9 protein-coding genes, 1 tRNA gene and 2 rRNA genes are annotated in these 13,862 nt (G+C 41.6%); all 12 read left to right on the top strand.

The window, feature by feature from the left end; translation table 11 throughout:
* The first annotated feature begins 4 nt into the window (after window positions 1–4).
* The 12 genes from ffh (at window position 5) to FM071_RS08425 (ending at window position 13,635) form a co-directional block, all read left to right on the top strand.
* Window positions 5–1,360, top strand: a complete 1,356-nt coding sequence (gene ffh, locus FM071_RS08480; RefSeq protein ID WP_193110569.1) for a signal recognition particle protein — start codon at window positions 5–7, stop codon at window positions 1,358–1,360.
* Window positions 1,361–1,620: 260 nt separating this feature from the next.
* Window positions 1,621–1,842 carry a 30S ribosomal protein S16 gene (gene rpsP, locus FM071_RS08475; RefSeq protein WP_193110568.1) on the top strand — a complete coding sequence of 74 codons (222 nt, stop codon included), beginning with the start codon at window positions 1,621–1,623 and terminating at the stop codon, window positions 1,840–1,842.
* Between the two features lie 2 nt (window positions 1,843–1,844).
* Window positions 1,845–2,081: a KH domain-containing protein gene (locus FM071_RS08470; protein WP_193110567.1), complete on the top strand. Its 237-nt coding sequence runs from the start codon at window positions 1,845–1,847 to the stop codon at window positions 2,079–2,081.
* Window positions 2,065–2,607: a ribosome maturation factor RimM gene (gene rimM / locus FM071_RS08465; RefSeq protein ID WP_193110566.1), complete on the top strand. Its 543-nt coding sequence runs from the start codon at window positions 2,065–2,067 to the stop codon at window positions 2,605–2,607. The genes FM071_RS08470 and rimM overlap by 17 nt, the downstream gene beginning before the upstream one ends.
* Window positions 2,608–3,309 (top strand): tRNA (guanosine(37)-N1)-methyltransferase TrmD, encoded by a 702-nt coding sequence (trmD, locus tag FM071_RS08460; RefSeq protein ID WP_193110565.1) that lies wholly within the window; start codon window positions 2,608–2,610, stop codon window positions 3,307–3,309.
* Between the two features lie 30 nt (window positions 3,310–3,339).
* A complete protein-coding gene (rplS, locus tag FM071_RS08455) occupies window positions 3,340–3,699 on the top strand; it encodes a 50S ribosomal protein L19 (RefSeq protein ID WP_193110564.1) in 360 nt (119 codons plus the stop codon).
* Window positions 3,700–3,825: 126 nt separating this feature from the next.
* A complete protein-coding gene (locus tag FM071_RS08450) occupies window positions 3,826–4,929 on the top strand; it encodes a M20 family metallopeptidase (protein ID WP_193110563.1) in 1,104 nt (367 codons plus the stop codon).
* 11 nt (window positions 4,930–4,940) lie between these two features.
* A complete protein-coding gene (locus tag FM071_RS08445) occupies window positions 4,941–5,855 on the top strand; it encodes an ATP-grasp domain-containing protein (protein ID WP_193110562.1) in 915 nt (304 codons plus the stop codon).
* Window positions 5,856–5,889: 34 nt separating this feature from the next.
* The gene (locus tag FM071_RS08440; protein ID WP_193110561.1) at window positions 5,890–8,478 is read left to right on the top strand and encodes a M14 family zinc carboxypeptidase; all 2,589 of its coding nucleotides are present in this window, start codon (window positions 5,890–5,892) and stop codon (window positions 8,476–8,478) included.
* A 360-nt stretch (window positions 8,479–8,838) separates the two neighbouring features.
* Window positions 8,839–10,358: ribosomal RNA gene (locus FM071_RS08435) — 16S ribosomal RNA — on the top strand.
* A gap of 145 nt (window positions 10,359–10,503) precedes the next feature.
* A tRNA-Ala gene (locus tag FM071_RS08430) sits at window positions 10,504–10,579 on the top strand.
* Window positions 10,580–10,748: 169 nt separating this feature from the next.
* Window positions 10,749–13,635, top strand: a 23S ribosomal RNA gene (locus tag FM071_RS08425).
* The 16S and 23S rRNA genes sit together here with 1 tRNA gene alongside, the layout of an rRNA operon.
* Window positions 13,636–13,862 lie beyond the last annotated feature (227 nt).

Below are 13,862 nucleotides of genomic sequence, written 5' to 3'. Positions count from 1 at the left end.
GTGAATGTTTGGCACTTTAACAGACTCGTTTACAAATGCAATAAAGAAGATTCGCTTTCATGATGATGCAAAAGCACTTTCAAAAGCATTGACGGAACTTAAAAAGAATTTGCTCAAAGCGGATGTAAATCATAAGGTCGTTAAAGAACTTATTCAACAGGTCGAGCTTAAAACAAAAGCGGCCGGAATAGGGAAAGACCAATTTTTAAATGCTCTGCGTGAGACATTGAACGAACTTTTGGATGTTGGTGGAAATAAAGGTTTCGTCTTCGCTCCAAATCCTCCGACCGTTATTTTGATGACAGGTCTGCAGGGTTCGGGTAAAACGACCACTACAGGAAAACTGGCGACATATCTGAAAAATAAAGGCAAGAAAGTGCTTATTGTCGCAGCTGACCTGCAGCGTCTTGCAGCGGTAGAACAATTGCGCCAGATTACACAACAGATAGAAGTTGAACTTTACGAAGATGAAGCTACCAAAAACCCTGTGGATGTCGTTAAATCCGCTCTTGAATATGCAAACTCTAAAATATTCGATGTTGTTCTGATAGATACGGCAGGACGTTTGGCAATCGATGATGAGTTGATGCAAGAGCTTGAAAATGTTAAAAAAGCGGCAAATCCCGATGAGATATTTTATGTAGCAGATTCTTTGACGGGTCAGGATGCTGTTCGAACGGCAACTACCTTTAAAGAAAAAATCGGCATTGATGGTGTGATTCTTTCAAAATATGACGGTGATGCCAAAGGCGGTGTTGCACTTGGTCTTTCATCACAAGTTCAGGTACCACTGCGTTTTATAGGTCTGGGTGAAAAGATGGAAGATCTCGAGGTCTTCTTACCTGAGCGTATTGTCAATCGTTTGATGGGGTTTGGTGATGTCGAAGGGCTGGCCGAAAAAGTTACCAATGTCATCGATGAAAAGCAGGCGAAGAAACTGACGAAAAAGATCCAAAAAGGGAAATTCAATTTCAATGACTTTTTGGAACAGATGGAACAGATGAAAAAGATGGGTTCTATGAGCTCAATCATGGGAATGATCCCAGGTATGGGAAATATGTCCAAAGCTATCAAAGATTTTGATTTTGAGAATTCGGGTGAGCTTAAGAACATCAAAGCAATGGTCAGTTCAATGACGCCAAAAGAGCGAGAAGACCCGGATCTTTTAAATAACTCACGCAAACAGAGAATCGCAAAAGGGTGTGGACTCGATATTGTTGATATCAACCGTATGATAAAACAGTTCAAAAATGCCGGAAAAATGGCGAAAAAATTCTCTGGTAAAAATGGCATGAAACAGCTGCAATCTATGATGGGACAAGCCGGTGGTCCTGGAGGACTTGGCGGATTACCTAGATAATCTTTGTAATTTAAGAATTATTTGGATATAATTCCGACGAAATTAAAATCTTCTTAAACAATACCTCTGTGATAAGAAGATTCTTAGCCTGTTTACTGGTTAAATGTGTACATCCAACTATAGAGATGGTAAGAGGGAAGCTTAAAATTTATAAATATCTATTTATACTGCATTCTATTCTTCCCACAATGTTCTTACAAACTTTATAGCAACTGCACAGATTTAACCAGTAATAGGTAAAATTAAAAACAGGAAATTAAATGACAGTAATTAGACTTACTCGTATGGGAAGAAAAAAACGTCCATTTTACCGTATCGCGGTAACAGACAGCCGTAAACGTAGAGATGGTGGTTGGATTGAACTTATCGGTTACTACAACCCGATGACAAAAGAACTTCAAGTTGATAATGAAAGAGTTGATTATTGGCTAGGTGTCGGTGCTCAAATGAGTGACCGTGTTAAAAAGATTACTGGTCGCTAATCATGATTGCTGATTTTGTCGCACAATTTGCAAGACTGATAGCATCGAACCCTGATGATATTAGAGTTGAAGTTCAAGAGGGCGACGAAATAACAGAGATAGTTCTCTATGCCAATCAGGCGGATATCGGCAAACTGATCGGTAAGAGCGGGAAGATGATAGGTGCTATAAAAACTGTCATCTCAGGCTGTAAAGCTAAAGATGGTGTGAGTTATAGAATCAATGTCGAACCAATCTAAAAAACCGCTGCTTCACATCGCAACTCTCGGCAAAACTGTCGGGATAAAAGGCGATATGAAGCTGCATATCAAATCTGATTTTCCGGAGCAGTTTCGATCTGGAGCATCATTTTTGATAAACAAAAAAGAGAGAGTGACGCTGCGTGATGTTAATCTTGAGCGTGGACTGGTAAAGATAAACGATATCTCAAATCCGGAAGATGCAAAGAGATATACGAATGCAAAGCTGTTCACAACCTATGAAGAGACAAGGAAGAATTGTCATCTTGATGAGGGTGAATATTTCTTTTTTGATCTAGAAGATTGTGATGTGTATGAAGATGGTAAGTTGCTCGGCCGTGTAAAAGAGGTTGAGAGAATCAACATCAGCAACTATCTGAGTATCGTAACCGATGCTTCTTTAGTTGCCAAGGGATTGCCAAAGAGTTTTTTGGTTCCTTTTCATGAACCGTTTAAAGTTGCCGTAGACATTGACGCAAAACGCATTGAGTTGCGTGGTGCGATGGATATACTCGAAGCTTCTTAAATGCAGTTCACATTTGTCACACTCTTTCCTAATTTGATAGAGGGTTATTTTAAAGACTCTATATTAAAAAGGGCAATAGAGAAAGGGATCTTGAAGATTGATTATTGCAATCCGAGAGATTACTCGAAAAACAAACATTTTAAAGTCGATGACACTGCAGTAGGCGGAGGGGCCGGGATGGTTATGAATCCCCAACCGCTGTTTGATGCACTGGATGACTTGAAAAACAGAGATGAAGACGTGCATATCGTCTTTATGACTCCGGTTGCCAAAGCGTTTGTACAAAATGATGCAAAACGTTTGGCAAAGAAATCTCATGTAGCGTTTGTGAGTGGACGCTATGAGGGAATAGATGAGAGAGTCATTGAAAAGTATGCGGATGAAGTTTTTTCTATTGGTGATTACATTTTAACTGGAGGTGAACTTGCTTCCTTGGTTATCTGTGATGCAACAAGTAGAAATATAGAAGGTGTTCTTGGAAATGCTGAGTCTTTGGAGACTGAGAGTTTTGAAACGCCACTTCTGGAAGCACCAAGCTTTTCAAAACCGAAAATATATGACTCTTTAAGTGTTCCATCAGAATACTTAAAGGGAAATCATAGTAAAATTCGCTCACTAAAATTAGCCTTGTCTGAATGTAAAACAAAATATTTCAGACCAAATGAGCTAAAAAAGCATAAAGCTGAACAACATTTATCGTAAGAGATAAAATAAAATTAAGGACTTACTCTCATGAGAAATAAGTATATTGAAAACTTTGAAAAAGCACAAATCGCTGAGAAAAACATTCCAGATTTTCGTGCTGGTGATACTGTAAATCTTGCAGTAACAATTAAAGAAGGCGACAAAACTCGTGTACAAAATTACGAGGGTGTTTGTATTGCTAAACGTGGTCAAGGTACTGGTCAAACTATTACAGTACGTAAAATTGGAGCCAACGGTGTTGGTATTGAAAGAATTTTCCCAATTTACTCTGACTCAATCAACGAGATTAAAGTAATTCGTCGCGGTCGTGTTCGTCGTGCGAAACTATTCTACCTACGTTCACTTGCAGGTAAAAAAGCTCGTATTAAAGAACTTAGAAGAAAATAATTCTTCTAAGTCTCTTACTTTTCTAAACCTCCTTCTCTTTTTTAAATTCACAAATATCTTTCATTTATAAACTTTAAATCTAATTCATGTATAATTGTCCAAAATAGATACTAATTTGGATACTAAATGCACTACCTTGATGACCTGAAAAAAGTCATAGAAATCAACTCATATACAAACAACAAAGAAGGCGTTGACGCAGTCGGTAATATTTTTGATGGCTGGTTTGAATCTTTGGGTTTTAGAACTACACAATATCAAAGAGAAACGATAGGGAATCATCGTCATTATGCCTCCTCCCATACAGAAAATCATCCAAAATTACTGCTTTTAGGCCATATAGATACGGTCTTTCCTCCCGGTAAGTTTGAATACTTTACTGAAGATGAAGAATGGGTGTATGGACCGGGTGTTTGTGATATGAAGGGCGGCAATATTGTCCTGATCGAGGCTTTGCGTGAGCTAAAGAACAGTGATATTGAGATTGAAAATATAGATGTCTTATTAGTCAGCGATGAAGAGACAGGCAGTGATGATTCAAAATACCTCACGCAGGAATTGGCATCGGCATATGATTATTGTTTCGTTTATGAAGCGGCAGGCAGAAACATGGAACTTGTCACCGGGCGTAAGGGTGTCGGTACTTTTTTCATTGATATTGAAGGCAAAGCCGCTCATGCAGGTAATCATTACAGTGACGGGCATGATGCAAATTTGGAACTCTCTTATAAACTGCAGGAACTTGTTGCATTGACGGATCTCGATAAGGGAACAACGGTCAATGTAGGAAAGATTGAAGGCGGCATAGGTGCAAATACAATTTCACCTCACGCAAGGATGACCTTTGAGCTGCGATATAAAAGTGCTGGAGAGCGAGACAGGGTATTGCAGACAATTGAAGCAATAGTCAATCGTTCCTATGTACAGGGAACATCATCGACACTAAGCGGCGGGATACAACGAGATGTAATGCAAACATCTGAGAAGTCCTTAGAACTGCTAAATAAGATAGAAATGATTACACAACAGCAAATTATTTCAGAAGAACGCGGTGGCGTGAGTGATGCAAATATTGTCAGTTCCTGTGGAGTGGTGACACTAGATGGCTTTGGTCCTTATGGGGATGGCGATCATACAGTTAAAGAGAGGGCACTTAAAAACAGTTTCGCCTCACGCATAGAGATGAGTAGAAAGCTTTTTGAACACTTTATAAAAAATTCAAATTTTTAGGAGAAATGAAAATGGATAAAAGAACGATCGGGATGTGGCTTTATAGAAATGGCGGCGGTGATAAGATAGGAAAAAAAATCATAAAACAGCTCAAAGAGAGAGATATTGATGTGGTGAATGATTTAAACTTACGCCATGCAATAGCGAAAAATGGCCATATTATTTACCATGGTAAAGAAAACAGTGGCATTAAACTTGATAAACTTGATCTCTTTTTCTCTTATAATGCGGGAGAACAGACACAGTATCAAATGTATCTCTATCAAGCTCTTAACCGTATCATCCCGATGATAAACTCATATGATGCTTTTGCTTTGACGGAAGATAAATTTCATACATCTTTTGTTTTGAGAAATAATGGAATAAAAACACCTGATTATAAACTGTGTCACCGTGATGATGGTCATGAACTTAAAAAGATCATCAAAAAATGGGATAAAATGGTTTATAAACCAACTGATGGCTGGGGTGGTGTCGGATTGACAAAAATCGAAAATGAAGCCAATCTTGATATGCTGATGCCGTTTTTAAATCAAATGGATTTACGATTTTTCTATGTTGAGAAGTTTATTGATTATGACAATACCGATTTTCGTGTAGACATTGTGGATGGTGAATTTGTATCTTGCTATGGCAGAAAAGCGAGTGGAACTGATTGGCGCACAAATGTTACAAGCGGCGGTTCTGTCTTTATGCGTGAGGCCAATGATGAAATCATTGATGTAGCAATGCGTGCCTGTAAAGCTACCGGAGTGGATATCGGCGGTGTAGATATTATCTATGACCGAGAAAAAGAGGAGTATGTTGTTTTGGAAGTAAACGGCATACCAGCTTTTGCTACACCTGAACAGGAAAAAATGGGATTAAACTTCAACAGTAAAAAAATCGATTTAATTGTGGATTTAATTGACAGAAAAACGAAGTAAGAGTATTATTTCAAAAAAATTTTAAGGTAAAACATTGAGACAACAATATAGCTCTTATGATGAGTGTGTAGACTTTTTTAAAGCAGCACAAAAATCAAACCCGGATCTTTTTAAAGTACAAACCATTGGAAAGACATGGGAAGAAAGAGACATTATCGCTGTTACCATTACAAAAGAGATTGCTACGCATCAAGAGAAGCCGGCACTTTTTTATACCGGAACAATTCACGCTAGAGAATGGATAGGTATAGAACTTTCGCTCTCCTTTGCGCAATACATTATAGATCATATTGATTATGATCCGCAACTCAATGCAATTTTAGACAGCACAACACTCTATATGGTGCCGTGTGCGAATCCTGATGGTTTTGAATACTCACGCAATCACTTCTCATTTTGGAGAAAGAATCGTCGTAAAAACCCTGATGGAAGCTATGGTGTAGATTTGAACAGAAACTTTAGTATCGGTTATGCTCCAAATAAAAATTATACATCAAATGTCTATTCTGGACCGGAACCTTTTTCTGAGCCTGAAACGCGAGCACTGAGAGATTTTTTTGTCTCACATGAAAATATCACTATAGCCCTCGATTATCACTCACAGGGAAATGTTTTCTTTCCCGCTCACAATTTTATTCATGAAGATGCCGAAGATGCTATTGACCTGAATATCCTGGCTTCGAATATGGCTGAAGAGATTCGCAAAGAATCTGGTCGTGAATATGGTGTTCATATGGGAAAACCTCCTGTACATCTTATTTCAGGAAGTGGAAGAGAATTTTACTATTCACGTGGAGCCCTTGCTCTTGTTGCGGAAGTCGGAACTAGAAATATCAGTGATTATCTTGAGCACATGAGTGAACATATCGATGAAAATATTCCTGCACTTATGATGGCGCTCTCTGAAGTGAAAAATTACAATAAAGTCAATGTCCTTCCACGAGTAGAAGATTTCTGTGCAACGACAATAGCATCAAAAGAGATTACTCTGGAATGGGATTATATTGATGATGAAACAATATTTTTTGAAATTTATCGCTCAACAAAGAAAAAAGGTTTTGCACAGGCTTCCAATAGAATAGGAATGACAAAGTTAAAAACTTTCACTGATAGAAATCTAAAATCAGCAACGAACTACTATTATTACATTCGCGCAGTATGTAAAGATAGATCTATTAAGTCACCATTTGGACAGATGGTAGGTGTGCGCACAAAGCCTGCAGAAAGCATGTTCTCAAAAATCCTCTATCCGGTTGCTTCAAAAATAGGTTATGTAGGCGAAAAAACAAAGAAGAATGCAGAGCATTTTGGTAATAACTCTCTGTTTGTCGGAATTTCGGAGAAAAAAGGGGAATGTCTCGGAGTTGCAGGATTTTCATTACAGACAATTCCTGAAAATGCAATTATTACAGAAGCAAAGATCTCTTTTTATCCGATGAACCGTGTAGCAGTTCAGGTTGAACGCTATGGAGAGTGGCGAGTCGGACAGATGGATGAGCGCACGATTGAGAAGATAGATCGTTTTGAAGATATAAAAAATGCAAAAATGCTCTCATTCATTGATAGACCGACAGCCTCTTCACAACTCTCACAGGGGATTTGGAGAACGTATAAATTCGCTGCACAGGAGATAGCAGTTTTGCAAAAATCACTCAAACGCAGAGAAGCTTACTTTAAAATGCAGGGACCGACATCATTGCCTCTTGATCGTTCATCGCAACTGATGCAGTGGGATATCGGTTATGGAAAATTCAGCGGTGGTCTTACATACAGACCTAAGCTCGATATCTCTTATACTATAGATGAAGCAAAACTTGACTTGCTTTCGAGTTCTGAATTCACAATTAATGAAGATAATTTAAAAGATACGGCACTCAATGCAGGCTACGATAAAAACTCTTTACAAAAATACGCCTGTATGGAGTTTGATCTTACAAATTTACCAGATACAGATAATATTGTCGTCTCTAAAGCATACATAGAACTTGAAGCACAAAAGATTGTTTCAACAAGTAAAAGTTTACGTTTTCATATTGAGATGGTTGAACCGATAGATGGTGACATAACCTATGATAAAATTAAAAATCGAAATGTAATTGAACGTATAGGCTATGATGTTAGTCTGTCAGATTTAGAAGATTCGAGGCAGCAGCGCTTTGTTTTTGACAGGTTTGCGATCAATGAGATGATAGAGATCCATAAAATAATGAAAAAAGTTCTGTTCGTTATCTCAGCTTCGACACATAAAGAGAGTGTCAATTCCGAATACGTAAGCTGGCTGGATTCAAAACGTGAAAACAGACCTCAATTGGCGCTACACTATATAAAGAAACGTAAAAATCCTCCAAAGCAGGTAGAGAATCTTCGAACAAGTTTCGAAAACGGTGTTGTGAAGTTAGAGTGGGATAACCCTGAAGATGAAGGTTTTCAAGGTGTAATTGTCGTGAAGAATCCTTTTAAGGTTCCATGTTCTCCATATGATGGACAAAAACTCTATGGAGGTAAAGATAATTATACTTATGACAGCTTCGGTGATAGAGAAGTACACAAGTATTATGCTGTTTTCTCTTATGATGATGTACCGAATTTTTCAGAACCGACTATTATTGAAATTAATGTCTAGAAATTAATAAAATATTAAGTTGTTTTTCCCTATAATTCCCATCCACAAACAGAGAGACCTTGTTTAAAGGCCTAGAGAGACTTCGAGTTGAAGCCGCTTGAATCAGTTTGAGATCATTGAAAACTAAGCAAGTAAGAGAGACTGATGTAACTATCAGTTAAATCTTATTTAGAAATAACTAATAAAACAACAACCGTCTATTCTATTTGAATTCTAGCTATTGATATAGTTAGTTTCCCTATAGTAATAGATAACTATATTCATTAAGAGCTTAAGCACTCTTAATGTCTTAACAAAGCCAATGATTTTTAAATCTTGGGCAAAGATCAGTAATTAAATTTATTTATCTTTTCATAAACAATTATGGAGAGTTTGATCCTGGCTCAGAATGAACGCTGGCGGCGTGCTTAACACATGCAAGTCGAACGGTAACAGAGAGAAGCTTGCTTCTCTGCTGACGAGTGGCGCACGGGTGAGTAATATATAGGTAATGTGCCCCTTGGACCGGGATAGCCACTGGAAACGGTGATTAATACTGGATACTCCTTTTCATCAAAAGATGAATCGGGAAATGGATTCCGCCAAGGGATCGGCCTATATCCTATCAGCTAGTTGGTGAGGTAAGAGCTCACCAAGGCGATGACGGGTAGCGGGTTTGAGAGGATGATCCGCCACACTGGTACTGAGACACGGACCAGACTCCTACGGGAGGCAGCAGTGAGGAATATTGCACAATGGGGGAAACCCTGATGCAGCAACGCCGCGTGGAGGATGACGCATTTCGGTGTGTAAACTCCTTTTATATGTCAAGAAAATGACGGTAGCATATGAATAAGCACCGGCTAACTCCGTGCCAGCAGCCGCGGTAATACGGAGGGTGCAAGCGTTATTCGGAATCACTGGGCGTAAAGGACGCGTAGGCGGGTTGGTAAGTCAGATGTGAAATCCTACAGCTTAACTGTAGAACTGCATTTGAAACTACTAACCTAGAGTATGGGAGGGGCAGATGGAATTAGTGGTGTAGGGGTAAAATCCGTAGATATCACTAGGAATACCGAAAGCGAAGGCGATCTGCTGGAACATAACTGACGCTAAGGCGTGAAAGCGTGGGGAGCAAACAGGATTAGATACCCTGGTAGTCCACGCCCTAAACGATGAACACTAGTCGTCGGGATGCTAGTCATCTCGGTGATGCACTTAACAGATTAAGTGTTCCGCCTGGGGAGTACGGTCGCAAGATTAAAACTCAAAGGAATAGACGGGGACCCGCACAAGTGGTGGAGCATGTGGTTTAATTCGAAGATACGCGAAGAACCTTACCTAGCCTTGACATTGAGAGAACCTGCCAGAGATGGCGGGGTGCCCTTCGGGGAACTCGAAAACAGGTGCTGCACGGCTGTCGTCAGCTCGTGTCGTGAGATGTTGGGTTAAGTCCCGCAACGAGCGCAACCCTCGTCCTTAGTTGCTAGCAGTTCGGCTGAGCACTCTAAGGAGACTGCCTTCGCAAGGAGGAGGAAGGTGAGGACGACGTCAAGTCATCATGGCCCTTATGGCTAGGGCTACACACGTGCTACAATGGGGCGTACAGAGTGTTGCGATACCGCGAGGTGGAGCTAATCACTTAAAGCGTCTCTCAGTTCGGATTGGAGTCTGCAACTCGACTCCATGAAGCTGGAATCACTAGTAATCGTAGATCAGCAATGCTACGGTGAATACGTTCCCGGGTCTTGTACTCACCGCCCGTCACACCATGGGAGTTGATTTCACCCGAAATCGGGAAGCCAACCTTCGGGGGGCTACCGCTTACGGTGGAATTAGCGACTGGGGTGAAGTCGTAACAAGGTAACCGTAGGAGAACCTGCGGTTGGATCACCTCCTTTCTAGAGTAAAGAGCGATCATTCGTTTGATCGGCTCAACACAAAAGAATCTCACAGAGATATTAGTTACTTCAGTCTGCTTGCTTGCTTAGTTTTCAGTGATCTGTGTTCATTTGACATAATCACTACAAAAAGTTTTACAGTTATGGGGAATTAGCTCAGCTGGGAGAGCGCCTGCCTTGCACGCAGGAGGTCAGCGGTTCGATCCCGCTATTCTCCACCATATAAAAATTAAACTTTTTATGTTCATTAAATTACAATTGTTAAAGTCAACAACATATAATTAAAGAGATTTAATTATAAACTAAATAACTACAAAAAAATGGATTCATTCAATCTTGTTTGTTGTATTAGAGATAGTACATTAAATAAGGTAGTGAACGCAATATAGAATAAAAGATATTAAGGGCCATAGGTGGATGCCTTGGCTAGTAGAGGCGATGAAAGACGTACTAGGCTGCGAAAAGCCTCGGGGAGCTGCCAAGAAGCTTTGATCCGGGGATTTCTGAATGGGGCAACCCGGCATGGCGCGAGTCATGTCACCTTCGGGGGCGAACGCAGGGAAGTGAAACATCTCAGTACCTGCAGGAAAAGAAATCAAACGAGATTCCGAGAGTAGCGGCGAGCGAAATTGGAATAGGGCACTTACATTTAGCACATTTGTTAGCAGAACTGTCTGGAAAGTCAGAGCATAGAGGGTGATACTCCCGTAAGCGAAAACATTTGTGTGGAACTAAGGTAAGGAATGAGTAGGTCGGGACACGTGTTATCTTGACTGAATATGGGGGGACCACCCTCCAACCCTAAATACTACTACTAGACCGATAGCGAACAAGTACCGTGAGGGAAAGGTGAAAAGGACCGCGGTGAGCGGAGTGAAATAGAACCTGAAACCTATGGCTTACAATCATTCGGAGCACTATTAAATAAGTGTGACGGACTGCCTTTTGCATAATGAGCCTGCGAGTTGTGGTATCTGGCAAGGTTAATCGAACGAGAAGCCGTAGCGAAAGCGAGTCTTAATAGGGCGACATAGTCAGATGCTGCAGACCCGAAACTGAGTGATCTATCCATGAGCAGGTTGAAGCTGGTGTAAGAGCCAGTGGAGGACCGAACCGGTGGAAGTTGAAAATTCCTCGGATGACTTGTGGATAGGGGTGAAAGGCCAATCAAACTCAGTGATAGCTGGTTCTCTCCGAAATATATTTAGGTATAGCCTCGAGCATTAGCGTATAGGGGTAGAGCACTGACAGGGCTAGGGCTGCTTACCGCGGTACCAAACCCTATCAAACTCCGAATACTATACGTGTAACCTCGGGAGTCAGGCGTAGGGTGATAAAATCCTATGTCGAGAGGGGAACAACCCAGACTAGCAGCTAAGGTCCCAAAGTCGTATCTAAGTGGAAAAGGATGTGGAGTTGCTGTGACAACCAGGAGGTTGGCTTAGAAGCAGCCATCCTTTAAAGAAAGCGTAACAGCTCACTGGTCTAGCGATTCTGCGCCGAAAATATAACGGGGCTAAGATACGCACCGAAGCTCTAGATTCATAGTTTACTATGAGTGGTAGGAGAGCGTTCCATTCAGCGTTGAAGGTGTACCGGTAAGGAGCACTGGAGCGGATGGAAGTGAGCATGCAGGCATGAGTAGCGAGAAAAGAAGTGAGAATCTTCTTCGCCGAAAACCCAAGGTTTCCTACGCGATGCTCGTCATCGTAGGGTTAGTCGGGACCTAAGTCGAGTCCGAAAGGGGTAGACGATGGCAAATCGGTTAATATTCCGATACCGACATATCATCATTTGAGTGATGGGGGGACGCATAGAGTTAGACGAGGTCACTGATGGAATAGTGGCTCGAAGGGTGTAGGTTGTGAAGTAGGCAAATCCGCTTCACATTCGACCGAGACCCGACAGGCAGTTCAATCTCTTCGGAGAGCGAACTGAATCGTCGATACTGTCGTGCCGAGAAAAGCCTCTAAACGAGATGGTATGTCGCCCGTACCGTAAACCGACACAGGTGGGTGAGATGAGTATTCTAAGGCGCGTGGATGAACCCTTGTTAAGGAACTCTGCAAACTAGCACCGTATCTTCGGTATAAGGTGTGCCCTTGATGTTAGGAGATTTACTCTCCAAAGCATCTCTGGGTCGCAGCAAAGAGTCCCTCCCGACTGTTTACCAAAAACACAGCACTCTGCTAACACGTAAGTGGATGTATAGGGTGTGACGCCTGCCCGGTGCTCGAAGGTTAAAAGGATTGCTTAGCATTAGCGAAGGCATGAATTGAAGCCCGAGTAAACGGCGGCCGTAACTATAACGGTCCTAAGGTAGCGAAATTCCTTGTCGGTTAAATACCGACCTGCATGAATGGCGTAACGAGATGGGAGCTGTCTCAACAAGGGATCCAGTGAAATTGTAGTGGAGGTGAAAATTCCTCCTACCCGCGGAAAGACGGAAAGACCCCGTGCACCTTTACTATAGCTTGACACTGCTATTGGGATATTCATGTGCAGGATAGGTGGGAGCCTTTGATTCATAGTCGCCAGATTATGATGAGGCATCCTTGAGATACCACCCTTGAATATTCTGATAGCTAACTCCGTACGATTATCTCGTGCGAGGACAATGTCTGGTGGGTAGTTTGACTGGGGCGGTCGCCTCCTAAAAAGTAACGGAGGCTTACAAAGGTTGGCTCAGGTGGGTTGGAAATCCACCGTAGAGTATAATGGCATAAGCCAGCCTGACTGTGAGACATACAAGTCGAGCAGAGTCGAAAGACGGTCATAGTGATCCGGTGGTTCTGTGTGGAAGGGCCATCGCTCAAAGGATAAAAGGTACGCCGGGGATAACAGGCTGATCTCCCCCAAGAGCTCACATCGACGGGGAGGTTTGGCACCTCGATGTCGGCTCATCGCATCCTGGGGCTGGAGCAGGTCCCAAGGGTATGGCTGTTCGCCATTTAAAGCGGTACGCGAGCTGGGTTCAGAACGTCGTGAGACAGTTCGGTCCCTATCTTCCGTGGGCGTAGGATTGTTGAGGAGAGCTGACCCTAGTACGAGAGGACCGGGTTGGACGAACCACTGGTGCACCAGTTGTCCTGCCAAGGGCATAGCTGGGTAGCTACGTTCGGATGAGATAACCGCTGAAAGCATCTAAGCGGGAAGCCAACTCCAAGATGAACAATCCCTGAAGACCGCTTGAAGACTACAAGCTTGATAGGCTGGATGTGTACGCGCAGCAATGCGTTTAGCTGACCAGTACTAATAGGTCGTTTGTCTTTTTTTATGTTCTTACGAACGCTGTTGCTTCACTACCTTATTTAGTGTACGAATAGATTACACAAATAAGAAGAATCTTGAAACAAGTTCTTTAGTATGTTGACTTTTACCCCACTTATGCTTTAGCAACGGGGGTATCGCGGTTTAGCCGCAGAACGATTGATATTTAATGAGTTACTTCAACTCTTATGATCCTTCAAGGTCAAATATAAGTTCATTACTCCAATGAATTTA

Source organism: Sulfurimonas paralvinellae, assembly GCF_014905135.1.
Classification (GTDB): Bacteria; Campylobacterota; Campylobacteria; order Campylobacterales; family Sulfurimonadaceae; genus Sulfurimonas; species Sulfurimonas paralvinellae.
Note: the sequence above shows the minus strand (reverse complement) of the source record. Positions and strands in the feature narration are given on the sequence as shown.